General features: G+C 58.4%; 22 protein-coding genes. 16 read left to right on the plus strand and 6 right to left on the minus strand.

Annotated elements, in window-relative coordinates:
• Position 1 precedes the first annotated feature (1 nt).
• Both RBH77_RS16550 and RBH77_RS16555 read right to left on the minus strand, forming a co-directional pair.
• Entirely contained in the window at positions 2–784 is a 783-nt protein-coding gene (locus tag RBH77_RS16550; protein WP_311028679.1) for an SDR family oxidoreductase, read from the minus strand.
• Positions 784–1,605, minus strand: a complete 822-nt coding sequence (locus tag RBH77_RS16555) for an alpha/beta fold hydrolase (protein ID WP_311028680.1) — start codon at positions 1,603–1,605, stop codon at positions 784–786. Before RBH77_RS16555 ends, RBH77_RS16550 begins: the two co-directional genes overlap by 1 nt.
• A 117-nt stretch (positions 1,606–1,722) precedes the next feature.
• Here RBH77_RS16555 and RBH77_RS16560 point away from each other — a divergent pair, with 117 nt between their 5' ends.
• Positions 1,723–3,066, plus strand: coding sequence for an aminotransferase-like domain-containing protein (locus RBH77_RS16560; RefSeq protein ID WP_311028681.1), 1,344 nt, complete (start codon positions 1,723–1,725; stop codon positions 3,064–3,066).
• Between the two features lie 49 nt (positions 3,067–3,115).
• Here RBH77_RS16560 and RBH77_RS16565 read toward each other — a convergent pair whose 3' ends face one another.
• Complete coding sequence (locus RBH77_RS16565) at positions 3,116–4,384, minus strand: dicarboxylate/amino acid:cation symporter (protein WP_311028682.1); 1,269 nt, start codon at positions 4,382–4,384, stop codon at positions 3,116–3,118.
• A gap of 381 nt (positions 4,385–4,765) precedes the next feature.
• Between RBH77_RS16565 and RBH77_RS16570 the strand changes: the two genes are divergently transcribed.
• On the plus strand, positions 4,766–4,987 hold the full coding sequence (locus RBH77_RS16570; protein WP_311028683.1) for a helix-turn-helix domain-containing protein: 222 nt from the start codon (positions 4,766–4,768) through the stop codon (positions 4,985–4,987).
• Between the two features lie 252 nt (positions 4,988–5,239).
• On the opposite strand, the gene RBH77_RS16575 is transcribed toward RBH77_RS16570, so the two are convergent.
• Positions 5,240–6,859 (minus strand): GMC family oxidoreductase, encoded by a 1,620-nt coding sequence (locus RBH77_RS16575; protein WP_311028684.1) that lies wholly within the window; start codon positions 6,857–6,859, stop codon positions 5,240–5,242.
• Positions 6,860–7,377: 518 nt separating this feature from the next.
• Here RBH77_RS16575 and RBH77_RS16580 point away from each other — a divergent pair.
• The 4 genes from RBH77_RS16580 to RBH77_RS16595 are packed head-to-tail and all read left to right on the plus strand — an operon-like array spanning position 7,378 to position 11,905.
• Positions 7,378–8,394 (plus strand): BMP family ABC transporter substrate-binding protein, encoded by a 1,017-nt coding sequence (locus RBH77_RS16580; RefSeq protein ID WP_311028685.1) that lies wholly within the window; start codon positions 7,378–7,380, stop codon positions 8,392–8,394.
• Between the two features lie 24 nt (positions 8,395–8,418).
• A complete protein-coding gene (locus RBH77_RS16585) occupies positions 8,419–9,984 on the plus strand; it encodes an ABC transporter ATP-binding protein (RefSeq protein WP_311028686.1) in 1,566 nt (521 codons plus the stop codon).
• Between the two features lie 59 nt (positions 9,985–10,043).
• The gene (locus RBH77_RS16590; RefSeq protein WP_311028687.1) at positions 10,044–11,015 is read left to right on the plus strand and encodes an ABC transporter permease; all 972 of its coding nucleotides are present in this window, start codon (positions 10,044–10,046) and stop codon (positions 11,013–11,015) included.
• Between the two features lie 5 nt (positions 11,016–11,020).
• Positions 11,021–11,905: an ABC transporter permease gene (locus RBH77_RS16595; protein WP_311028688.1), complete on the plus strand. Its 885-nt coding sequence runs from the start codon at positions 11,021–11,023 to the stop codon at positions 11,903–11,905.
• 26 nt (positions 11,906–11,931) lie between these two features.
• Here RBH77_RS16595 and RBH77_RS16600 read toward each other — a convergent pair whose 3' ends face one another.
• On the minus strand, positions 11,932–12,873 hold the full coding sequence (locus RBH77_RS16600) for a LysR family transcriptional regulator (protein WP_311028689.1): 942 nt from the start codon (positions 12,871–12,873) through the stop codon (positions 11,932–11,934).
• Positions 12,874–13,053: 180 nt separating this feature from the next.
• Here RBH77_RS16600 and RBH77_RS16605 point away from each other — a divergent pair, with 180 nt between their 5' ends.
• The 10 genes from RBH77_RS16605 to RBH77_RS16650 all read left to right on the plus strand — a co-directional run bounded on the left by RBH77_RS16605 (position 13,054) and on the right by RBH77_RS16650 (position 22,195).
• The gene (locus tag RBH77_RS16605; protein WP_311028690.1) at positions 13,054–13,776 is read left to right on the plus strand and encodes a haloacid dehalogenase type II; all 723 of its coding nucleotides are present in this window, start codon (positions 13,054–13,056) and stop codon (positions 13,774–13,776) included.
• A 31-nt stretch (positions 13,777–13,807) separates the two neighbouring features.
• The gene (locus RBH77_RS16610) at positions 13,808–14,842 is read left to right on the plus strand and encodes an ABC transporter substrate-binding protein (protein WP_311028691.1); all 1,035 of its coding nucleotides are present in this window, start codon (positions 13,808–13,810) and stop codon (positions 14,840–14,842) included.
• A gap of 25 nt (positions 14,843–14,867) precedes the next feature.
• Positions 14,868–15,677, plus strand: a complete 810-nt coding sequence (locus RBH77_RS16615) for an ABC transporter ATP-binding protein (protein ID WP_311028692.1) — start codon at positions 14,868–14,870, stop codon at positions 15,675–15,677.
• 2 nt (positions 15,678–15,679) lie between these two features.
• A complete protein-coding gene (locus tag RBH77_RS16620) occupies positions 15,680–16,510 on the plus strand; it encodes an ABC transporter permease (RefSeq protein ID WP_311028693.1) in 831 nt (276 codons plus the stop codon).
• Positions 16,511–16,634: 124 nt separating this feature from the next.
• Positions 16,635–18,092: an NAD-dependent succinate-semialdehyde dehydrogenase gene (locus tag RBH77_RS16625; protein WP_311028694.1), complete on the plus strand. Its 1,458-nt coding sequence runs from the start codon at positions 16,635–16,637 to the stop codon at positions 18,090–18,092.
• A 45-nt stretch (positions 18,093–18,137) separates the two neighbouring features.
• A complete protein-coding gene (locus RBH77_RS16630; RefSeq protein WP_311028695.1) occupies positions 18,138–18,953 on the plus strand; it encodes an AraC family transcriptional regulator in 816 nt (271 codons plus the stop codon).
• Positions 18,954–19,050: 97 nt separating this feature from the next.
• Positions 19,051–20,268 carry a tryptophan synthase subunit beta gene (gene trpB, locus RBH77_RS16635; protein WP_311028696.1) on the plus strand — a complete coding sequence of 406 codons (1,218 nt, stop codon included), beginning with the start codon at positions 19,051–19,053 and terminating at the stop codon, positions 20,266–20,268.
• 414 nt (positions 20,269–20,682) lie between these two features.
• Complete coding sequence (locus RBH77_RS16640) at positions 20,683–21,303, plus strand: TetR/AcrR family transcriptional regulator (RefSeq protein ID WP_311028697.1); 621 nt, start codon at positions 20,683–20,685, stop codon at positions 21,301–21,303.
• Positions 21,300–21,776, plus strand: coding sequence for a methyltransferase family protein (locus RBH77_RS16645; RefSeq protein ID WP_311028698.1), 477 nt, complete (start codon positions 21,300–21,302; stop codon positions 21,774–21,776). Before RBH77_RS16640 ends, RBH77_RS16645 begins: the two co-directional genes overlap by 4 nt.
• Before the next feature lie 5 nt (positions 21,777–21,781).
• Complete coding sequence (locus RBH77_RS16650) at positions 21,782–22,195, plus strand: MAPEG family protein (RefSeq protein WP_311028699.1); 414 nt, start codon at positions 21,782–21,784, stop codon at positions 22,193–22,195.
• 76 nt (positions 22,196–22,271) lie between these two features.
• Here the strand turns inward: RBH77_RS16650 and RBH77_RS16655 are convergent, their stop codons facing one another.
• Positions 22,272–23,396 carry an amino acid ABC transporter permease gene (locus RBH77_RS16655; protein WP_311028700.1) on the minus strand — a complete coding sequence of 375 codons (1,125 nt, stop codon included), beginning with the start codon at positions 23,394–23,396 and terminating at the stop codon, positions 22,272–22,274.
• Between the last annotated feature and the right edge of the window lie 2 nt (positions 23,397–23,398).

Below are 23,398 nucleotides of genomic sequence, written 5' to 3' on the forward strand. Positions count from 1 at the left end.
ACTAAGCTGCCCCCCGATGAACCGCAAAAGCCGCAAAGCTTTGACTTACCGGCATTAACTCGATTGTATTGACGTTCACGTGCGCTGGTTGTGCCGTGACCCAGAGTACAGAACTTGCAATGTCGTCCGGGCTGAGCGGCGTCATTCCGGCGTAGACTGACGCAGCCTTGTTCTTGTCGCCACCGAAGCGAACCTCGGAGAATTCGGTTCCGCCACACATGCCAGGCTCGATGACAGAAACCCGGACGCCAGTTGAGTGCAAGTCGCTTCGCAAGTTGAGGCTGAATTGATGCACGAAGGCTTTGGTAGCCCCATACACGTTTCCGCCCGGATATGGGTAGGTGCCGGCGACCGATCCAAGATTGACGATATGTCCTCGCTTGCGGCCGACCATGCCGGGCAGAAGCGCGCGAGTCGTATACACGAGCCCGCGACAATTAGTGTCCAGCATTGCATCCCAGTCGTTGAGATCAGCCTGGTGAGCCGGACGTAACCCGAGTGCCAGACCGGCATTATTGATAAGGCAATCGACCTCGGAGAATTCGGCAGGCAGTTTTGCGACCAGGCGCTCGGCCGCGTTGCGATCCCGGACGTCAAGCTCGAGCGGCAGGAACCTGTCGCGACCAAGCTCATCTGCCAGCCTCGTCAGTCGGTCGAGCCGACGCGCGGTTCCGATGACGCGAGCTCCCGATGCCACGAATTGTCGTGCGATCGCGGTCCCGAATCCCGCGCTCGCGCCTGTCACGAAAATGCACGCCGGATTGCTTGGTGAAATGCTGGTCATCACGCCATCTCCCGGGACCGCACGAAGACCGACTTGAGGAACGCAGCAAACGTCGCGTTAAACTCCTTCTCACCTTCGAGGTTGGGCATATGCCCGATCCCCGTCATCCAGAGAAGCTGCGAGCCTTCGATGAGCGCGTGCATAAGGTCCGCGTCGGCACGCGTGGTGAATGCATCCTCATCACCGACGACAACCAGCGCAGGAACTTCAAGATGGGCCAGAACGCGGGAGTATTCAGGGCGCTCCGCCCGCCCCCGCAAGGCTGCGGCCGCTCCATCCGGAGGAGCGTTGCACATCATTTCCAAGACTTTTCGACCGACCTCGGGAAGCGCAGCGATGTTGCGCGGAGCCACCATCTTCGGAAGAACTTCGTGAGCGTAAGGCGCGAGGCCTTCCCGCAATAGCCGGTCAGCCATCGCATTTCGATTGACCTTGCCCTGCCCGGACTCCGCTTGCGGAAACGTCGCTATCAGTACCAGACCACGGATCCGTTCGGGAAAGCTGCGGCACACCTCCATCGCGATTTGCCCTCCCATCGAAAGGCCTACGATGACAAATTTCGTCACACCGAGATGGTCGGCAAGCGCAACGATATCCTGGGCGAACTGGCCCAGCAGCGTTTTCCCAGGCGTCACACTAGTATCGCCGTAGCCGCGAAGGTCGGGGGCAATCGCACGCCAGCCTGCCTCCATGAAAATGCGGTGCTGGGGTTCCCACATCGACCGGTCGAACGGATGACCGTGGACGAGGATCACAACATCGCCACCCATACCGATGTCGTCATAGGCGATATCAATTCCATTAAGCATGGCGTTTGGCATCTGGCAGCTCCAAAAGTGATTGATGCAATCTGATCATAGCGGCATATTGAATTGCACCGATATGCAGTGCAATCATTATATTGATATCAGTGCAATTTGATCTGCAGGAGTGGAGCAATGCCCAAGGCTGAATACAAACTCATCGCGGATGAACTCGCCGCTGATATCGAAGCGGGGAGACTCCGACCTGGCCAAAGGCTGCTGCCGCAGCGAGAATTCGCGTTTCAGCGCGGCATTGCGCCAGCGACTGCGAGCCGGGTTTATATGACGCTGATCCGCAAGGGCCTGATTACTGGCGAGGTCGGCCGTGGAACATTTGTCCGGTCCGGCGCACCACCACGCGCCAATATTGCACTAGTCGATCCCGCAACAGGTCCGGTCGATCTAGAATTGAATTTTCCCATTCTGGAGAGCCAAGTACAAGACCTCGGGCGCGCACTGGAACAAACACTCCTTCCTAACAATCTGGCGGGCGCTCTCCGTCCGATCGGTGCGAAGGCGGCGAGCCACGTACGCGAGACGGTCGCCGGTTTTCTCAAGCGCGGAGGCTGGCAGCCGCTGGGCGACCAGATCCTGGTGACTGGTAATGGTCGTCAAGCCATCGCAGCGAGTTTGAACGCGCTGCTGCCTGCCGGATCCCGAATTGGTGTTGAGGCGCTCACATATCCCGTCGTGCTCGGAATAGCCGAGCGCCTCAAGCTTGAACTCGTGCCGATTGAGATGGACAACGAAGGCATCGTCCCTTCTAAGCTCGCCGCAATTCATCGCGCGACCCCGCTCAAGGCCGTATATTTGCAGACCTATCTGCACAACCCGCTCGGCGTAGGCATGGGATTGGAAAGGCGTAACAAGATCGCATCGTTTCTTCGTGACCACGATCTGCCAGCCATCGAGGACGCGATCTATTCCTTTCTCGTCGACGACCCCCCGCTTGCCGCGCTGGCTCCGGATCAAGTCATTCTCGTCGACAGTCTATCTAAGCGCATTGCTCCTGGCCTTACCTTGGGAATGATTGTCGCTGCGCCCAGGTATCAAGAGAAGATCGAAGCAGCGCTACGATCGGGGGCGTGGACTGCGGGCGGCTTTGCCCTTTCTGCTGCACTCCAGCTAATGTCAGACGGAAGCGCGCAGCGCCTTCAAGGCAAAAAGCGCGACGATGCGGCTGCACGACAGAGGCTAGCTCGCACGACGCTCGCGGGGCTTGAGATCGTGGGCGATCCGCGCGCCTATCATCTCGTTCTGGCGCTTCCGGATACCTGGCGCGCGGACGAGTATGTCGCCGCCGCGTTCAAGCGAGGGGTCTCGACTGTTGGCATTGATGCATTCGCTGTCGGCGCCGGCCACGCGCCGAACGCCGTTCGTCTTGCACTGGCGTCACCGTCCATCCGCGAGCTTTCAGGAGCGCTTGCGACGTTGCGCGATCTGGCCCTTTTCAGACCAGATCGCCAGGACGTCGGATGAGCCAACCCAGTCATTGAAACGCATGGGCACGATTTGCGCGAGGTCTCGCCTAGGGCGGACTGGACGAAAAGCCCGGCTTCACGGTTATCGGCGATGGCGTAGGCCGCGTAAGCTCCCATCTGGCGACTACAGCGGAAGCCAGCCCGTTGCCGATGACATTGACTGCGCTGCGGCCCATGTCCATCAGGTGGTCGACTGCCACGATCAGGAGGAGGCCGCTTTCTGGCAGATTAAAGTAGGGCAATGTGCCGGCCACCACGACCAGCGCGGCTCGCGGCACGCCCGCGATTCCCTTGGAAGTCAACATGAGGAGCAGCAACATCAAGATCTGCTGATCGATGGAGATCGTGATACCGTAAGCCTGTGCGATAAACATACTCGCGAACGCACAATACATGGTTCCTCCAACCATATTGAAGGAATAGCCCAGCGGCAGCACGAAGCTTACAATCTTCCGATCGAACCCGATCGTTTCAAGGGCTTCGAGCAGCAGTGGGTATGCAGCCTCCGATGTTGACGTGGAGAAGGCAACGAGCGCAGGCGAGCGAATTACCTTCAAGACAGCTAGGATGTCGCGGCCGAGCGGTATGGAGGCGATCGCCACCATGCAGGCGATCAGTATCAGCAGTGCCAGATAGAAATCGGTGACCAGCTTGCCGTAGGTGATAAGGATACTGCCCCCTTGCGTTGAGAGAGTACCGGCGATCGCCGCAAAAATCGCCACGGGCGCGAGCATCATCACATAGTTTGTGATCTTGAACATGACGGCCGCCCCCTGTTCGATGATGCTGAGCAGTTGTCGCGACTTTTCGCCGACGGCGGAAACAGCGGTGCCGGCGAAGATCGAAAACAGCACGACCTGGAGCGTCTCGTTTCGTGACAGAGCGTCAAAGATTGAAGTCGGGATCAGGTGCTGCAGAAAGCTTGCGAGGTCGGGCGCTTGGCCGACGCCCGCTCCTGCCACCGTCTTCGCAGTCACCGCAACCGTTGCGCCGAGGCCCGGTTGTAGGACATTGACTGCGGCGATCCCGATGATCAGCGCCAGGAACGAGATACTTACAAACCAGATCAGCGCCTTGGCGCCAATCCGGCCAACCGTTGAAACGTCGTCGATGTGGCCGATTCCGCTAATCAGCGTCGTCAACAGCAACGGTCCAATGATCATTTTGATTAGGCGAAGGAAGATCCCAGTGACCTGATTAAGCACGGCAGCAAAACGCGCCGACTCGTCCGCATCTAAAACAGCGTGGGCTATCAGCCCGGTCACAAGGCCCGCAAGCATTGCAACAATTACGGATAATATGAATACGCGCTTCATCCCTGTTGCCCATTCCGGGAAGGCGCCTAGAGCATTGGTCGAATACGTTGCTTAGATCAATCTAAATATTGTTATTGTATCAATTGCCTTCATTAACGGACTATTTTCCAGCTCCTTGCTACTGCACCTTGTCGCCATTTTCTCCACATCCATCCAGCTTTTGTTCCGACCGATTTGCGGCCGTGAGTATCCATCTCTACGACAGCGTCCGGCGACGACTTCCACAAACACTGGAAGCTGTGCTTCTCATTCATGAACGAAGGTGACTGGCCATTCGTCGCCGGGCCAACTGGCGACGCGAACCCGGCAACCTCCGTTCGTCGCGCACCGCCACAAAGCAGGAGCCGCGGGCGCTTTGTCCTTCAGCGAAGGGAGTCGCTCATGGATACTGTCAAGTTTCTAACCCCCGACGAGGTCGCAGAGCGCTACCGTGGCGAAATCTCTGTCGGCACACTAAGAAACTGGCGTTCGATGAGAGTCGGACCAAGCTTCGTGAAGATCGGAAAAGCTGTGCTCTACCCGATCACCGAGCTTGACGCGTGGGACGAACAGAACCGCGTGTCTTGTCGCGCGTCAAAGCTACTCGCCGCTCAGCACGGCTGATCACGTCTGATCCGCCCGTTCGCGCACTCACTGCCTACCCCAATTGTCGGAACCACCTCGCGAAGGAGGCGCGCCAATATTACCCGGGTTTCAACGTCATGTCGGATACCTACGCATGCTGATAAAATATTTCGTTCGTTGATCCCAGCGCTCTCCGACAACCGATCTCGTTCGCGCGTTTGGCTACAGTCCCAGAATCGCCCGACCCGGCCCACGCTGCCGTCGACGGATCGAGCCAGATCCCGACGGCGCCTAGACATTCCGCTTACTGTCCACGAGAATCATTTCCGATGCTTTTTCTCCAATCATGATCGAAGGGGCATTGGTATTTCCGCTTGTGATGATGGGCATGATGGAGGCGTCGGCCACACGCAATCTGGCTATGCCGTGAACGCGTAGCCTGGCGTCAACAACCGCAGCTCTATCGTCACCCATCTTGCATGTACCAACAGGGTGAAGGGTCGTATTGGCGGCGTCTTTGATCCATTCTCGCAGGCTTTCCTCAGACGTGCGGCCTGGCCCTGGCCCCAACTCGCGCCCACGGTAATCGTCGAATGCCTTTTGTGCGACCACTTCGCGCACAAGCGCGATACCCTTGATCAGTGCGTCGATGTCGGAGCGGTTAGTGAGATAGTTTGCGTGAATTGCGACCGAATCACGCGGATTGCGAGAACGAAGGGCTATGTAGCCGCGGCTGGCGGGATTGACGGGCCCGACGATGAACGTGAATCCGTGCTTGGGTTGCCCGTTTCGTCGTTCCAACCAGTGGAGTCCAGCGGTCGAACTATGCAAAGCAGGCATGAAGTGTATCTGGATGTCTGGCGCCAAAAGATTTGGATCGGACTTGATGAAGGCGCCGCCTTCGTATGGGAAAGTTGAGATCACACCTCGTCCGAAGACACCCTTCAATAGCGCCAAGGCAAAGCGATCAACGCGCAGGTGCCGATAGAGGGAAACTGGACGCCGGCATTCATAGTCCACGCGGACATCGACATGGTCTTGAAGGTTCTTGCCTACGCCTGGGAGCGAATGCACGACCGATATCCCGTGCCTACCCAATTCGGCCGGATCGCCGATCCCCGAGAGCATTAGAATTTGCGGCGAGTTGACCGCACCGGCGGCGAGCACGATTTCCTGCCTTGCCCGGGCTGTGATGACGCGCCCGTGATGCTCGTATTCAACCCCGATGGCCTGGCAATTGTGAACCACGATACGGTTGGCGCTTGCTCCCGTCGCGATAGTCACATTCGGCCGAACCCTCGCCGGATGCAGGAATGCGTGAGCAGAACTCCAACGCCTGCCAAACCGTATGTTGAAATCATAGCGACCAAATCCTGCTTGCTCGCTGCCGTTGAAGTCGTCGTTAACAGGATGACCAGCCTGGCTGCCGGCTTGCACGAATGTATCGAAGAGCTCGTTTTCACCCATCCCCCGCGTGACGATCAATGGGCCATTCTGAGCATGGAAGTCGTTGCGACGTTCGTGATGCCCCTCCGAACGCCGGAAAAGAGGAAGCACGTCGGCATAGCTCCAGCCTTCATTGCCGAGCTGCGCCCACCTGTCGTAGTCATGGGAGTTCCCCCGAACGTAGATCATGCCATTGATTGTCGAGCTACCGCCCAGGACCTTGCCACGCGGCCAGTAGATTCGCCGTCCGTTCAACTTATCTTGAGGCTCGGTCAGATAACCCCAGTTGTATGTTTTTAGATAAATGAGTTTTCCCATCAGCATGGGCAACCGAAAAACAGGGTTGTTGTCGCGGCCGCCAGCTTCGAGGACAAGCACTCGATGGTCCGGATTGGCAGAGAGCCGGTTCGCTAAAACACATCCTGCCGAGCCCGCACCTATGACGATGAAGTCGTAGTCCTCCATCTGGCCGTCCTGCGCCTCTCTGATGATTCCGATGCCGTGCAATCGTCGACATCTAGCTGCGCAGGGTGCTCGCTGATATTGCTTCTTTGATCGCGCAGTGTTGCGACTTTGGCAGCACCCCGAGTGGCAAGAGGGCGCCGCTCCGACTGAGGCCGTAGGGGAAAAGCTCCGGAAGTCTCCCACACTTTCAGCGATAGCGCCGATAACGGCGGACTGACGCATCCACCCTTAGTCAGGCAGCGGTCTTCGCCCGTTTACTTTTCTTCATAGCGCTCGGTTTCGATCTCGGCGGGTCATTGGTCAAGGAACCCGCTGGCGAGGAATCCGAAAGTCGCAAAAATTGTACACTGCGCACCCGTTAACCTCGTAGCTCTAACACGTGTCAGCCGGCCGGCACCGTCAGCGGCCGCGTTGCTGCTGTTTCAGCAGCAACGTGGTCGCAACAAAATGCCTTCTGCTACATGCGATCGCACCCTAGTCATTCAAGTCGGCTGCTTACTCCGAGAGAAGGTGACGAGATGATGACGAGTCGATATGGGCCACTGGTGCTGGCGTTGACGATAGGACTAGCTCCGATCACACCAGCACAGTGCGAACCCAGCAATCTCATCGTTTACGTGTCTCCGGATCCCATCGGGGTCAATGACTTCCTTAAAATGGGCAAGACCGGCATCGAGGCCGCCGCGGCCAAAATTGGTGCTCAGGCCAGGACCTACGAAGCGAGCGACCCGACCACACGCAAGCAGAACCTAGTGGCCGCGGCACGCGATGGCGCGGACATCGTCGTCATGCTCGGATTTGAATTTTCTGATCTCATCGGAGAGGTCGCGGAGAGATATCCTCAGACCAAGTTCCTGATCATTGAATCCTGTACCAAAAATCAATACCCAAACGTCTGGTGTAGCGGTTTCCGCTCCTATGAGGGCGCCTACCTTGCTGGCGTCGAGATGGCGTTGACCTCGCAGACAGGCAAGATCGGTGCTGTCCTTGCCATGGACATTCCCTACCTGCACCGCTGGTCAGACGCCGCCTACGAAGGCGCCAAGGCGGCACGTCCCGATATTGAAATAGCTGCGACCCGATATGTTGGTGGTGCCAACCCGTTCAGCGATCCGGTGCGCGCGGAACAGCAGACACGCTTTCTGCTGAATGATGGCGTCGACCGTCTGTTCGCTGTTACCGCGGGCGGAAACGCGGGAGTTTTCAAGGCCGCAAAGGGCGGCGGTGCATTGGCGGTCGGTACGGACATCAATCAGTGCCCGCAAGCGCCGGGAATTATTCTGGACAGCATGGAGCTCAACGTTGAGTCGGTGATAGGCCAATCGATTGAAAAGCTGATTGCTGGTCAGCTCGATCACAACGCGACCTTTGGTTTGCGAGAGGACGGCGTCGGTGTCCTGGCGCTCCAGCAGAACGTGGACAAGTCAGGCTGCGTCATATCCACGATCCCAGCCGTGATTGCGAAGGTTAAGCAGACCAAAGAGGCAATCGCCGGCGGCGAGATCCTGATCGCAGATCCGATGAAGCAGCAGTAGCACATGCGGCAAACTGGATCAGCGGTGTCCGGCGCTGCTAGCAGCCCGCAACGCAACCAAGCTCACCTGATTGAGATTGAGGCGAAGGGCATCGTCAAGCGATTCCCAAACGTGTTGGCCCTGAACCACGTATCGCTCGAAGTGCGGCGTGGCGAAATTCACGCGCTCATGGGGGAGAATGGCGCGGGCAAGACGACGCTCATGTCGACCCTCTACGGTCTGACGCGGCCGGACCTTGGGCAAGTACTGATTAGAGGAAACGAAGTTGTCCTGCATTCCCCGGCTCACGCAATGAGCTACGGGATAGGCATGGTCCATCAGTCCTTCAAACTGTTCGACTCGCTGACGGTTTGGGAGAACGTGGTCTATGGTGCGGAACCCGCGAGGGGGCCGCTAATCGACCGATCCGAGGCGATCAAGAAGGTGCGGTCGCTGGCTGAACGGTTCGGCCTCTCGGTCGATCCGCTCAGCACTGTGGGGCGGTTGCCGGTTGGAGTTCGTCAGCGCGTCGAAATCTTGAAGGCGCTCTATCGAGATGCGCGAATATTGATCCTCGACGAGCCGACCGCGGTTCTGACCCCGGGAGAATGCGATACCTTTTTTTCGATTGTCCGACGCTTTGCATCGGATGGGCGAACGGTACTGCTCGTCACCCACAAGATGCGGGAGGTTATGGCCGTCAGCAGCCGCATAACGGTTCTGCGCGACGGTCAGGTTACCGCGCTGCTTGCCACTGAGAATACCACCCCCGAGGAAATCACGCGAGCCATGACTGGCCGCAACCTGACAGTTTTGGCGATGCACCAGGCGCCGCCTGCTGAGGGTCTGGCCTTGGAGGTCGAAGGCCTGACTATTCACGAAGCTGCCAAGAATTCGGTTTCGGGGCTCTCGCTTTTCGTTCGACACGGGGAGATCGTCGGTATCGCTGGCGTGGCCGGCAATGGCCAGACCGAATTGATCGAAGCGATTGCGGGCCTCCGGGGCGCTACAAGCGGTAAAGTCAAGATCTGCAGTGTCGACGTATCCGAATTTCCACTGCGGGCGCGTCGCCACGCGGGGATGGGCTATGTACCCGAAGACCGGCAGGCGACCGGCTCTGCTGCCGCAGCGAGCGCGACGGACAATTGTTCCCTCGGATTCCAAAGACAGCCACCGCTTTCAAGGCGAGGCATTCTCCATCATACGACAATGATGCGGCTAGCTCGTGACTTAATCGCGCGCTTCGAAATCAAGATTCGATCCGAGAACGAACCTGTCCGCATTCTTTCCGGAGGCAATCTCCAAAAGCTCGTTGTCGCTCGGGAGTTCAATCACGAGGCGTCGATTGTCCTGGTGGAACAACCAACACGAGGCGTCGATGTTGCCGCCTCCGACATCATACATCGCGCAATTCTCGATCAGCGCGACCGTGGGCGAGGCGTCTTGTTGGTCTCTTCGGAATTGGCTGAACTCACCAAGTTGTCTGATCGCATCCTCGTGATGTTTGGCGGCGAGATTATTGCCGAAATCCCTCGTGATCAATTCGATGAAACGCGCCTAGGGTTGCTAATGGCTGGCCAGCCACACGAACCGAAAGACGGGAGCCGATGATCAATCCTGTCCCACGGCAAGTCTGGGCAATCCTACGAAACCCGACACTCGCAGCGAGCTTGGCAGGACTTCTTACGGGCGCATTCATTGTCGCGCTAACGGGAAGCAACCCAGCCCGTGCCTACTACGAGCTTCTGCGTGGAGCCCTCTGGGGCCGCAACATCGTCGATACGCTCAATTGGGCCGTTCCTCTAACCGGCATGGCTCTCGCCACAGCCGTCCCGCTGCGTGGCGGAATGGTCAATCTCGGCGGTGACGGACAACTGGTCATCGGTGGCCTCGCGGCGGCGCTCGTAGCCGTGTACGTTCCCGTGCCGGGAGCCTTGCGGGTTGTAGCCGCTCTCGCAGCCGCCTCCGCATCGTCGGGTCTTTACGCCCTGCTTGCCGCATGGGGCGAGCAGCGATGGCGAGTACCGATGTTGATTTCAACGTTGCTACTAAACTATCCGGCGGTCGGCCTTGCTTCCTTTCTCGTTCGCTTCGCGGTCCGCGACGGTACGAGTGCGATGCCCGAAACACCACAAATCGAGGCGGCGGCGCGCCTGGTCGAGATTGATGGAACCGGGCTGACGAGTGGCGTTGCCATCATCGTCGCCATAGGGGCAGCGCTGATCTTCTTCGACCGCCGCACTGTCGGTGGCTTCGAGCTTCGAATACGAGGCCAAAACGTCCGTTTCGCCGAATACGGCGGTGTCGACCTTCAGAGGCAGGCGCTCTCCGTGATGTTCTGTTCAGGCGCGATGGCCGGCTTGGTTGGCGCTATCGTTGTCACGGGCCTTCAGTACCGGTTTACGGACGGTGCGTTGCTGACCCCCGGCTACACATGGTCGGGCCTTATGGCCGCGCTTCTGGCGCGTGGGGAGCCAGCTGCAACAATTGCTGCTGCGCTCTTTTTTTCGATCTTGCAAATCGGTGGTTTCGGAATGGAGCGGGCGACGGCGATTCCAAAAGAATTAGGCGCCGTTCTGCAGGCGACGATCATCGTGTTTATGGCAAGTTGTCTCGGGTCCTCAAGAAAGTATGGGGCCTGACAGTGATGACCATTGTGGATGCCGTGTTGGTCTACTCAACAATCGATGCCATCACGCCAATCCTGCTTGCGGCGCTTGCCGGAATGCTGTGCCAACGCGCAGGTGTTTTCAACATCGCGCTAGAGGGCCTCATGCTCGCGGGAGCCTTCGGTGCAGTCGCAGGAAGCTGGTACGCGAACAATGCTGAACTTGGTGTCGCCAGCGCGGTAGCATTCAGTGCCAGTCTCGCAATTGTGCTGGCAGTAGCTACCCTCTTTGGCGGCAATGTCATTGTTCTCGGGATCGCCGTTAATGTTCTCGCGTCAGGCATGACGGTCTTCCTGTTGCGCCTGTTATTCGGGCGACAGGGGGTGTTTTCTGACCCGGCGTTGCCCGGCTTGGCCCCGATCAGCGTGCCTGGTTTCGATCGCATCGGGAACCTGGGGGCAGTCATTGGCGGCCACACCTGGATTGTTTATCTTTCGTGGTTGCTGGTGCCAACAAGCGCGGTGCTGCTATTTCAGACACCTGTCGGTTTGCGCCTTCGTGGTGTCGGCGAGCAACCCGATGCTGCAGCAACGCTTGGCGTGAATGTCAGACGCTACCGTTGCCTCGCCATCTTGGCATCAGGCGTACTGTGTGGTTTGGCGGGAGCCCAACTTTCGCTCGGCAGCGTGACCCTTTTCTCTGAAAATATGTCGGCCGGCCGCGGCTGGATAGCCGTCGTCGCGGTGATGCTTGGCAGAGCCCGCCCAGCTGGCGTGCTGCTTTCGTGTATCGCTTTTGGCATAGCGGATGCCATCGGGTTGCGCCTGCAAGGTCAAGGTCTTCCGAACCAATTGACCGACGCCGCGCCCTATGTGATCACCCTGATCGCGCTGTTTCTTACGTTTCGCAAGGCGCCGGCGTGAGACGGTAACCATCGCGTCAATCGCCGTTAGTTCGCCGTCAGCCGCTCGATCATGCTTTTTGCCAGCGCGTGGAATTCCCGTGCGGCGAAGCGCAGGCTTCCGTCGGTTTTACCGATCAGACAAACCCGGCTAAATGGAAGGCGGTTGGTCGCAAAGGGCACGAAAACCAACTTCTCACGTGGCAAGTCGTTCTTCAGCATCAACTCACTCAAGATTGCGACGAAGACCCCGGTCTTGGCCAACTCAATCAGCGTCGACAACGAGTTTGCTTCTACGACAGGAGGCCAATCACGATTAGTCATGTCGAACGCTTTGTCTACGATCTCTCGTATCAAGTTCCCGCGTTTGGGAAGGGCTAAGCGATATTCTAGGCAGTCCTCGAACCCGATCTTTCTCCTTTTGGCGAGGGGATGATCGCTGCGAACGATCGCACCAATACCGCGATGTGTCGCCGCTGGCGCCCGGCTCCTCTCGAAAGAAAAGCCGAGATCGGCCTGCCCATCGGCTACCAGCCGAGCAATATCCTCGAGCATCACCACATCGACGTCGACGGAGATGCCAGGATACTGGGTACTGAACTCGGCGATAAGCGGCGGCAGAAAAGCAAGAGCGATGCTTTCGGCGGTCGCAATCCGAACATTGCCGGTTTTTAGCCCGCGCAACAGGTTGATTTCATCAGCGGCGGCTTCGATCGGACGCGTGACTTGGCGCACATGTTTGAGCAGAATTTGTCCCGCTGGTGTCAAACTAAGTCGCCTCGCCCTACGATCGAACAGGGGCAATCCCACCGCCCTTTCCAGTCTCCCAATCTGTCGCGCGATCGCCGATGATGCCACGTTCAGCTGCCTGGACGCTCCTCGGATCGAGAGCCCTTCTCCCACAGCGATGAAATAGAGCAGCGACGGCGTATTGAAATATCGGGCGAGCAACGCCGGCGATAAAGGTCGGGGCTCTCTGCTGGTGGCCACTCTTGCTCACCTCCTGCTGCCGAAATAGCAGCACAGAGCGATCAAAGAAGCAATATCCGCGAACACCTCGTCCGGCTAGATTGGGATGATGGAACGGCACGCAACCGCCATCGGCAAAGACGCAATTCGAGAGCGTCAAGGCTTGCGCTCATCTCCTCAACAACACCGGACGAAAACCGTATGAACGCAACAAAACTTAGCGGTGTCAAAGCACTCACTTTCGATGTCTTTGGAACCATAGCGGATTGGCGCACCAGCATTTCATCAGAGGTGACCAAGTGTGCGAGAAAATATGGCGTTGACATAGACGGCGTCGAATTCGCGGACGCCTGGCGTGCACAATATCGTCCTTCCATGGACAAGGTGCGCGACAAGGTGTTGCCTTGGAGGAACATCGACGAGCTACATCTCATCGTGCTCAGGAATCTCATCGAACAGTTCGGCCTGCGAGAAATCTCCGAGACGGACCTTCATGGGCTCAACCACGCCTGGCATCGCCTCAATCCTTGGCCGGATGTCTTGCCAGGAATGACCCGCCTACGGCAGCGCTACACACTGGCCTCCCTCTCGAACGGCAACATGGCGCTTCTGATCAACATGGCGAAGCTCCATGGTATTCCGTGGGACTGCATATTTTCGGCCGAGCTGTTCAAGTGCTACAAGCCGGACCAGCAGCTTTACAAAGGGGCGGTGGAATTTCTCGGGTTGTCGCCCGAGGAAGTGATGATGGTCGCATCTCACAAATTCGACGTCGAGGCCGCCGCGTTGATCGGCATGCGGACCGCGTTCGTGCCCCGTCCGGCGGAATCCAGCCCGCAGTGGAATGTCGACCTTAATCCGAGCGCAACCTTCGATGTCGTCGCGGATAGTTTCGAACAGCTCGCGGACGTCATGGGCGCGTGAACCCGCGCTATTGATAACAGGAGGAAATACGATGGGGAGGACGATAAGATCGACGCGCAGGACGTTTCTCAAGACTTCGGCGGTGGTGGCCGGTGCGCTGGCGGTGCCAAACTCCCTGTTTGGCACCGCCGCCAGGGCAGCTGGGACAAGATCAGTTACCGTACAGCTGGGATGGCTGATCAACGCCTATCATACGGGCGACATTGTCGCGAAGGAAATGGGCTATCTTGAAGAGGAAGGCTTGGATGTTGCCTTTCACCAAGGTGGCCCCAGTATTGACGGCATCGCAAGTGTCGCGTCCGGCCAAGCGCAAATCGGCCAGATTTCGTCCAGCCCATCGATCATGTACGCGGTGTCACAAAGCATCCCGATCAAAGCGTTCGCCGTCGGCGCTCAGCGGCATCCATTCGCCTATTTCTCACGGCCGGAAGCTCCAGTGAAGCAACCGAAGGATTTGATCGGTAAGAAGCTTGGACTGCCTCAACTAAGCAAGATAATCAACTCGGCTGTACTGAAGCGCAATAACATCGACGAGAGCCAAGTCGAGATCGTCACGATCGGTGCCGACAAGACACCCTTTATGACCCGCCAGGTGGACGTGATCACCAGTTGGACCACCGATCTGGGCCCGTTGGCGGAGGTGAAGGACCTAGTGGTGATGCACATCTGGGACCATGGCGTGCCCCTTTACGCGCTGCCATACTATGCGACCCACGATACTGTTGACCGTAATCAGCCGCTTCTGGACGGCTACCTCAGAGCAGCCGCGCGTGGCTGGGAGTTCACGAAGACGAATCCGGAAAAGGCCGCCGAAATCGCGATCCGAGCATACCCCAATCTGAACCGGGAAAAGACGCTTGCGGGCGTCAAAATCTTCCTGGGCTACTGCTTCAACTCGCAGACACGGCAAAACGGCTGGGGGACCTTCGAGACCGGCATCTGGGCCGACCAGGTAGCGCTCTTCGACGGATTGAACCAGTTTCCCTCCGGCGCGCCGAAATTAGACAACTTGATCACGACGGCCGTGTTGAACGCGACCGAAGCCGCACGCCCGAAGCTCGGGTAACGGGTACGAGATTGGAGCGTACACGATGCTGATTGATCAAGTTGATCCCCATGTCGCGAAGCCGGCAAGCGCCGGCGCGGAGGCGATTCACCTCAGCGGAGTCACGGTGAAATTCACCACCGAACGCGGCACGGTCACGGCCCTCAATGAGATCGACTTGTCTGTAAGGACTGGTGGCTTCCTAACGCTCCTGGGGCCGTCCGGGTGTGGCAAGTCGACGTTGCTGCGCGTCCTGGCCGATTTGGTTCCAGTGAGCGAGGGAGTCGTCCGAGTGATGGGTGGCTCGCCAGCCGATGCCCGCAAGAGCCGGTCCCTCGGCTTCGTATTTCAGGATGCCGCCTTGATGCCGTGGCGGACCGCTTTGGAGAACATCCGGCTGCCATTGGAAGTCAGGCGGGGGGCGGAGGCTATCCGCTGCAAGGACCCCCGCGAGTTGCTCGCGCTGGTGGGGCTTTCGGGCTGGGAGAATGCGTACCCGCACGAACTGTCTGGCGGAATGCGACAACGGGTTGCGATCGCGAGAGCCCTGGTGACGACACCGAGGCTGCTCCTCATGGACGAACCGTTTGGTGCGCTGGACGAGGTCACTCGCGATAGGCTGAACGAGGAGTTGCTACTGATCTGGGAGAAGACGGGGACGACTATCCTGTTTGTGACCCATTCAATTTACGAGGCCGCCTTCCTCGGAGAAGAGGTGCTGGTATTGGCTGCACATCCCGGTCGCGTGAAGGAAGTCGTTCCCGTCAGTCTGCCGTCGCCGCGCCGCATAAAGATGCGCGAGACTGCTCCGTTCACGCGACTGGCGGCGATGCTGCGGTCAACGCTGGAGAACTGACGATGAGCGCTGCACATCTCTCGCCAACAGCCAACTTCGTCGACAACAAGGAGATGACACGGCTCCAGAGTCGAGCCCGATATCTCAGGTGGAGGCAGCGCATCCTGCCAGTCATCGCCTTCCTGGCATTGCTTGTGCTCTGGGAGGCGACGGTTGTGATGCTTCACGTTAAAGCGTACATCGCGCCCGCACCCAGCGTCGTGCTGAAAACGCTCTACGAGAATTACCCGATGCTGCTGCACAATCTTGTGCCGACAGTTGTCGAGTCACTTAGCGGTTTTATGTTGGGCAACCTCGCTGCCGCCGCAGTTGCCGTCTTTTTTGTGTATAACAAGGCTGTGGAAGAGGCGCTATTTCCGATAGCGGTGATGATCAACACGATCCCCGTTGTCGCAAAGGCGCCGATCCTCGTCCTTTTACTGGGCACCGGATTCGCGCCGAAGATCGTCATTGCGGGGATGATCTGCTTCTTTCCAATGCTGGTTAACATGGTTCGCGGACTACGGGATGTGAACGCGCAGCAGCTTGAGCTCATGCATGTTATCTCGGCGTCTCAGCTCGAGATTTTCACCAAATTGCGCTTCAGGAACTCGTTGCCGTATCTGTTTTCCGCATTGCGGATCACCGCCCCGGTATCGGTCATAGGAGCCATCATCGCCGAATGGATCGGTTCCGACTTAGGAATTGGTGCTCTGATTATTCAGTCCACCTACGAGTTCAATTCGCCGCTTCTCTACGCAACCATCATCGTCGCCTCGACATTTTCTGCAACTTTCTTCGGCATCATCGTGTGGCTGGAGCACCGTGCCATCCATTGGAATTCGACGGCGTAAACTTACGACGGCAGGCGGCCTGCACCTGAGGTCTGTGACCTTCCAGGCGCCATGCAGCCGCCAACTCCGCGCAGATATGCCCCTCCTATGAATGCAAAACCTTAGCATGTCGGAGAAGTCCATCATGCCTCTGCAGCTGAACGACCACGGTCTCCTTGAATGCCGCGCGTTTGTGGCCGGTAGATGGCGCGAAGGAGTTAGAACGTTCGCTGTCATCAATCCTGCGACGAACGAAGAGATAGCTCGGGTGCCCGAAATGACTCCCGCGGACGTGCGCTCTGCCATCGACGCCGCCTATCTGGCGCAAAAGGCTTGGGGGTCGTTAAGCTCCAAAGAGCGCGGTGCCATTCTGCTGAGATGGCAGGCACTCATGCTGGAGAATGCCGAGGATCTCGCGAGGATCCTGACGGCTGAAATGGGAAAACCGCTGGCGGAAGCACGAGGAGAAATTGTCTATGGAGCGAGCTTTATCCAGTGGTTCGCGGAAGAGGCACGTCGCGCGTACGGAGACGTTATCCCGCCACCGCAAAGCGATAGACGCATCATCGTTCTGAAACAGCCGGTCGGCGTGGTCGGGTCGATCACGCCGTGGAACTTTCCGAATGCGATGATCGCACGCAAAGTTGGTCCCGCTCTCGCCTCGGGATGCACGTTTGTCAGCCGGCCGTCCGAGAAAACGCCCCTCTCCGCCCTCGCGATGGCGGTGCTCGCCGAGCGGGCGGGAATTCCCGAGGGCGTCCTAAGCTTCGTTACCGGGACCGACGCCGAAGGGCTGGGTCTGGAACTGTGCACAAATCCGAAGGTTCGCAAAGTGACCTTCACGGGCTCTACCGAAGTCGGTCGAATCCTCTGGCGCCAATGCGCTCACGACATTAAGAAATTATCGCTCGAACTTGGTGGAAACGCTCCCTTCATCGTGTTTGACGACGCAGATATCGATAAAGCGGTTGAAGGGGCTCTCATCGCCAAATATCGCAACTCCGGTCAGACCTGCGTATGTGCCAACCGGATATACGTCCAGCGGGGGATACTTGACGCCTTCGCCCCGAAGTTCGCGGCTGCAAGTGCTGCATTGAAAGTCGGCGACGGGATGGCACCTGGCACCGCGATCGGACCGCTCGTTGATGCCCAAGGACTGGCGAAGGTCGAGGACCACGTAGAGGACGCACTCGTGAAGGGCGCCCGCCTGCTGACTGGGGGCCGTCGGTCATCTCTTGGCGGAACTTTCTACGAACCGACCGTGCTCGTTGACGTCAAAAGCGGAATGAAAATACTCGCCGAAGAAACATTCGGTCCAGTCGCCCCAATCGTTGTCTTCGATTCCATCGACGAGGTCATCGCGCTCGCCAACGACACGGAATTTGGACTGGCATCCTATTTCTACACCCGCGATCTGCGCCGCACCTGGAAGGTCGCGGAAGCGCTCGAGTGCGGCATAATCGGCATCAATACGGGCCTGATTTCGACGGCAGAAGCTCCGTTCGGGGGGACAAAGTCGTCTGGCATTGGTCGTGAGGGATCAAAGTATGGTTTGGACGACTACATGGAAACTAAATATCTATGCATGGACATCGGCGTTTAACTCCGAAGCTTCCGAGTCGGTCTACGTCGAGCAGAAAGACGGGCGGTGACGCAAGTTACTTCACTGAAGTTTGACCTACAGCGCACCGGCCTCCTACGCTCGGGAGCGACAGCTCGTCATTTCAACCCACATCTGCACAGCACGCACTCCATTGTCCTCCTCAAATCAGGAGCCGCAAGGATACAATCTGCACGATGGAGCAAGGTCGTTGGCGCTGGCGACGTTTTTTTCTTCAATCCTTTCGAAGTCCATGCTGCAGAAAGCGTACAGGCGCCGGCTGAATACGAGACGCTTTACCCGTCGCAAGAGTTCATTGCGGGATGTGTCGCCGAACGGAACGCCGGCGACACCATTATCATTCAGACGGACGTGATATCGCGGAGCCGCCAGACGCGCGAGTTGGCTGAAGTCCTGTCCGCGCCGGTCGCCGACGGCGGGGCGATCGAAGAGGCGCTCCGTAACATTCTGCAAGCTTGCACGGTCTCAACGGACAGCCCGGCATTGTGTGCCAAGTCAGTAGCCTTCAGGGCCTGCAGGTTCATAAAGGACAATTGCTCGCGCGCAATGCGGACAAATGACCTGGCAAACAAAATGGGCCTCCACAGAAGCCATTTCATCCGGGCCTTCAAAAAAGAAACGGGAATTGCTCCCCAGAACTATATCCGACAGGTGCGCGTCGCAAAGGCGCACGACTTGATATGTGCCGGCCTTGATTTGAGCGAGGTCGCACAGATCGTTGGCTTCTGCGATCAAGCCCATCTCTCGCGCGAGTTCAAGAAGGTATTTGGCGTGCCCCCAGGCGCGCTGTCACGCCGTATTGCCGCTGCGTCTCGGCAGCAGAGCCGACTTCTTGACTCGTGATTAGGTGAGCCCACCTGGGACACGCAAATCCTGTTCAATACGTTGGAGACAGAGCGAGGTAGCGTAGACCATCTTGTCCCAATAACGGATGGTCGCGATGATCGAAACCGTGGGCGGTTACTCCGCGAGCGTGCCCGACCCAGAAGGCTATTTCGGCCAGTTTGGCGGAAACCACTATCCGCCGGAGGTAAAGCCCGCGCTCAACGAGCTGTCAAATACCTATCGAACACTGCGACAGTCGCAGGATTTCCAGCGCGCGCTCGACAGGGTCCGTATAGGGCTTCAAGGTAGGCCCACTCCGGTGCATCACCTGGAAAACATCTCTCGCCGGACCGGTGGCGCGCAGATTTACGTCAAGCGGGAAGACCTCAACCACACTGGCGCTCACAAGATCAATCATTGCGTCGGCTTTGCACTCCTCGCCAAGGAGATGAGCAAGAGGAAGCTGATCGCTGAAACAGGCGCCGGACAGCATGGTGTCGCGCTGGCAACAGCGGCTGCATATTTCGGTCTGGAATGTGAAGTTCACATGGGGGCGGTCGATATCGAGAAGCAGAGCTCGAATGTCGGCCGTATGCGGCTCTTGGGGGCGCATGTCATTGCGGCGACCGCCGGCCAGTCGGCATTGAAGGAAGCCAGCGACTCTGCCTTCAACGCGTATGTCGAGCAGCGCGACTATGCGCTTTATGCGATCGGATCCGCTATCGGTCCGCATCCGTTTCCAATGATCGTGCGCGATTTCCAGTCGGTGGTCGGGCGAGAGGCTCGCGACCAGTTCCTTTCACTAACTGGCGGATGCTTGCCCGACCATGTTGTCGCCTGCGTCGCGGGCGGTTCGAACGCGATGGGCATATATGCTGGCTTCCTGGATGACACCGCCGTCGCACTGCATGCCGTCGAGCCGCTTGGGAAATCGAATGAACTTGGAGAGCACGCCGCGACGCTGTCTTTTGGAAGGCCCGGAATCCTGCACGGTGCGCGCTCTATCGTTTTGCAGCGAGACGACGGTGTGCCTGCTAAGGTGACATCGATCGCCTCAGGATTGGTCTACCCAGGCGTCGGTCCCGAAATCGCGATGCTGCACGATTCGGGCCGGCTCGCAGTGAGTGCAATTTCTGACGAAGAGGTCATTAGTGCCTTCTTTCGGGTAACGAAGTCCGAGGGGATCATTCCAGCACTCGAGAGTTCGCACGCTCTCGCCTATGCAATGCGCTTGGCCCCAGGCCGGCCGCCATCAGAGCGAATCCTGGTCAATCTTTCGGGACGCGGCGACAAGGACGTCGACTACGTGATTGCGAATTACGGTACCGGCTAGCATCGACTCGACAGAGAGCAGCGACGCAAAGCTTTCGGAATGATGATGGTCCGCCGTCCATGAGCTAATGGCGACCGCGGCGGAGCAGCAGGCCCATAAGGCTCTGGCCAGCGCGAGCCTCCATGGACCCCTGTCCGCTGCAACGGATGGAACAGTGGCGATGTGAGGGGCGGCTTGTCAGTATTTCCCCCAAGTTGGCCGCAGGCTTTAGCGTTCCGAGTCCTCCGGCCGAGATCGCGGCGGGCTAGTCAGCGGAAGCGGTTCTATCGCTCGCTGCGCGCGTGTTGAGACGACCGGGGCGGCAGGTCGCCTTCGATAGCCAACAGGCGACCTTGACGGCGGTCCCGTTGTCCCAACTGGGCTCTGGGGACATCGACGCTTGTGTAAACTATCAACTCAGATTACACTCATAATATGGGTCAGCGTGAAAAGCAAAAAGCCGCCACCAAGCTGCACATCTTGCATTCCGCGGCGCGACACCTAAAGACCGTCGGCCTCACGGGCGCGAGTGTCTCCGACGTAATGAGCACGGCGGGTCTCACCGTGGGAGGCTTCTATGCCCATTTCGGGTCAAAGGAAGATCTCGCCGACGCCGTAGTGCGCCATACGATGACCGAACGTCGGCTGATGTTCCTCGAGCGGTTCAAAGGGTTGGAATGGAAAACCCGGCTGCGATCCGCTCTCCGAGAATATCTTACTCCAGCTCATCGCGATGACCCGGCCAATGGATGCCCTCTGTCGATGGCTGCAATCGAAGCCCTCCACACCCCGGCGACGGCATCCGCATTCAAAGAGGAGTTTGAACGCTTTTCCCAAGCATTTGAAGCCGGCCAGGGCGTGACCGGCGCATCTGCGCCGCGAGAGGCTGCCATCGGCACGCTCGCCCTAATGATTGGGTCAATGATCCTGGCGCGAGCAGCAGGACAGAGCGCGGCATCTGATGAAATTCTCGAAGCAACCGACGCCTATGGTCAGACCGCGCTCGAAGGATTTGCGCGGGCACAGCGTCCACCACAGGCAAAGGCAAAGCGATGAGCTACGGGGATTGGATTCATAACAGCCGAGGGGAATGGTACGTCATCGCGCAAGCGGCAATCATGCTTCTTGTTCTCATCGCGCCGCGCTTGGACGGTACATCGCCTTCTATGAGCGCCGCAGAGACATTGGCCGGGGCTATTCTCTGTCTCGTCGGGCTCACGTTCGTCGTCCTCGGCTCGTTGAGCCTTGGTCGAAGCCTCTCGCCGTTCCCACGACCGAGGGACGAAGGACTCCTCGTTGAGGCAGGAATCTTCTCTCTCGTTCGCCATCCGATCTACACCGGACTCACCGTCCTCGCACTGGGCTGGAGCACCATGTGGATGAGCTTGGCAGCGCTTGCTGCGACAGCTGCCCTCTTCGCTTTCTTCGACACAAAATCACGACGTGAGGAATGCTGGCTGCAAGAGAAATTCGAAGGTTACGGCCGATACAAGACACGCGTCAAAAAACTCGTCCCTTTCATCTATTGATGCCCATGAACACGACCGCCGCCTCCTTGATCGGGTTCGCCGGCTGGCTCGTCCTTCTGACCTTCGCAGTGGCGTTCTTCCGAGTCTATATCACCGCGACCACCGCGAAAGCCATAAACAGCTATTCGCCAGATGGTTCGGATCTGCAGGGCTTTGGGCGCAGGCTGACGCGGGCGCGTGACAATTGCTTTGAAACGCTTCCGGTCTTCGTTGCCATCGTCGTCGCAGCAGAGCTTCTCGGTCAAATGCAGGCGCTCCACATCCTTGCGCCATGGGTGCTCGTTAGCCGTATCGCGCAGTCGATGACCCATATGATCTCGACGAGTCCTCCGGCGATAGTGGTTCGCGCCCTCCTCCTGACCGTTCAGCTCGGGATCTACGTCTATTGGATCATCGCACTCCTAGCGGGCCGTGGATGAAATCGCTTGGTTGAGCATTCCACGCGCCAAGCGAATATGGAACTTGCCGGCGGAACATTTGCGAGCGTTGGCGGCTTCATCCATCGACATGTCCCCTTTCGAGGCGACTTTCCAGCAGTTGGCTGTATTTCGACATGCCGAAGCAGATCACCCAGTAGACAAGCGCCGTGAAGACATAGGCCTCGTGCTCGAAGCCGCGCCATTCTGGGCTGCGCACGACGACTTGCGCCATGCGCAAAAAATCGAACAGCCCGATGATCGCCACCAACGATGTGTCCTTGAACAGTTCGATGAAGGCGTTGACGATGCCGGGAATGGAGATTTTCAGCGCCTGCGGCAGGATGATCAGGCGATAGCCATTGAGCCTGGACAGGCCGAGCGCATGGGCCGCCTCGAACTGGCCCTTGGGGATTGCCGCAAGGCCGCCCCGAACCGCCTCCGCGGTATAGGCCGACTGGAACAGCGTGATCGCCACCAGCGCTCTGGCTACCTTGTCCAGATCGATCCCGGATGGAACGAACAGGGGCAACAGGTTGGCCACCATGAACAGGACGGTGATCAACGGATTGGCCCGCCATACTTCGATGAAAACGATGCATATCATACGGATGGCCGGCAAGGACGAGCGACGTCCGAGCGCCAGCATGATGCCTATCGGCAAAGACCCGATGATTCCGACGCTGGCCAGTATGAAGGTCAGCATGAAGCCACCCCACTGCGAGGTGGGCGCCTCGACCAATCCGAACATCCCGCCATTGACAAGGCCATAGGCGAGGGCCGGGTAGCCAAGGGCGAGCACAAGCAGATGAAGCCCCTTGTAGCCATAGCCTGGCACGAACAGCGGGCCAGCGATCGGCAGCAGCAGGCCGAAGGCCGCGACCGGACGCCAGATCTGGTCCGGATGCCCGCCATAAAAGAGGCCAAACATGATCTGGTTGAAGCGGACCCTGATCATCGTCCAACATGCACCGTACGGATTGGCATCGCAGATCTTGCGGTCGCTACCGGCCCAGCTTGCCTTGACAATCGCCCAGTCGGCCAGGTGCAGCAACATCCAGGACAAAGCAAGAACCGCAAGAACGGTGAAGAGCGCACTGAGCGGCGATGAAAAGAAGTTTCGCCGCAGCCAATCCAGCCCGCCCCGCCGCCGGCGCGGCAGCGGTCTGCTTTCGACAAAGTCGAGTTGAAGGGAGCTGGCCATGC

The sequence above is a fragment of the Mesorhizobium koreense genome (genome assembly GCF_031656215.1).
In the GTDB taxonomy this organism is placed as follows: domain Bacteria; phylum Pseudomonadota; class Alphaproteobacteria; order Rhizobiales; family Rhizobiaceae; genus Mesorhizobium_L; species Mesorhizobium_L koreense.

Coding starts and splice junctions, on each gene's coding strand:
- RBH77_RS16565 (WP_311028682.1), bottom strand. CDS start 4,384: ATGAAGCGCGTATTCATATTATCCGTAATTGTTGCAATGCTTGCGGGC.
- RBH77_RS16575 (WP_311028684.1), bottom strand. CDS start 6,859: ATGGAGGACTACGACTTCATCGTCATAGGTGCGGGCTCGGCAGGATGT.
- RBH77_RS16595 (WP_311028688.1), top strand. CDS start 11,021: ATGACCATTGTGGATGCCGTGTTGGTCTACTCAACAATCGATGCCATC.
- RBH77_RS16555 (WP_311028680.1), bottom strand. CDS start 1,605: ATGCCAAACGCCATGCTTAATGGAATTGATATCGCCTATGACGACATC.
- RBH77_RS16620 (WP_311028693.1), top strand. CDS start 15,680: ATGAGCGCTGCACATCTCTCGCCAACAGCCAACTTCGTCGACAACAAG.
- RBH77_RS16570 (WP_311028683.1), top strand. CDS start 4,766: ATGGATACTGTCAAGTTTCTAACCCCCGACGAGGTCGCAGAGCGCTAC.
- RBH77_RS16550 (WP_311028679.1), bottom strand. CDS start 784: ATGACCAGCATTTCACCAAGCAATCCGGCGTGCATTTTCGTGACAGGC.
- RBH77_RS16640 (WP_311028697.1), top strand. CDS start 20,683: ATGGGTCAGCGTGAAAAGCAAAAAGCCGCCACCAAGCTGCACATCTTG.
- RBH77_RS16615 (WP_311028692.1), top strand. CDS start 14,868: ATGCTGATTGATCAAGTTGATCCCCATGTCGCGAAGCCGGCAAGCGCC.
- RBH77_RS16625 (WP_311028694.1), top strand. CDS start 16,635: ATGCCTCTGCAGCTGAACGACCACGGTCTCCTTGAATGCCGCGCGTTT.
- RBH77_RS16645 (WP_311028698.1), top strand. CDS start 21,300: ATGAGCTACGGGGATTGGATTCATAACAGCCGAGGGGAATGGTACGTC.
- RBH77_RS16605 (WP_311028690.1), top strand. CDS start 13,054: ATGAACGCAACAAAACTTAGCGGTGTCAAAGCACTCACTTTCGATGTC.
- RBH77_RS16610 (WP_311028691.1), top strand. CDS start 13,808: ATGGGGAGGACGATAAGATCGACGCGCAGGACGTTTCTCAAGACTTCG.
- trpB (WP_311028696.1), top strand. CDS start 19,051: ATGATCGAAACCGTGGGCGGTTACTCCGCGAGCGTGCCCGACCCAGAA.
- RBH77_RS16655 (WP_311028700.1), bottom strand. CDS start 23,396: ATGGCCAGCTCCCTTCAACTCGACTTTGTCGAAAGCAGACCGCTGCCG.
- RBH77_RS16650 (WP_311028699.1), top strand. CDS start 21,782: ATGAACACGACCGCCGCCTCCTTGATCGGGTTCGCCGGCTGGCTCGTC.
- RBH77_RS16580 (WP_311028685.1), top strand. CDS start 7,378: ATGATGACGAGTCGATATGGGCCACTGGTGCTGGCGTTGACGATAGGA.
- RBH77_RS16560 (WP_311028681.1), top strand. CDS start 1,723: ATGCCCAAGGCTGAATACAAACTCATCGCGGATGAACTCGCCGCTGAT.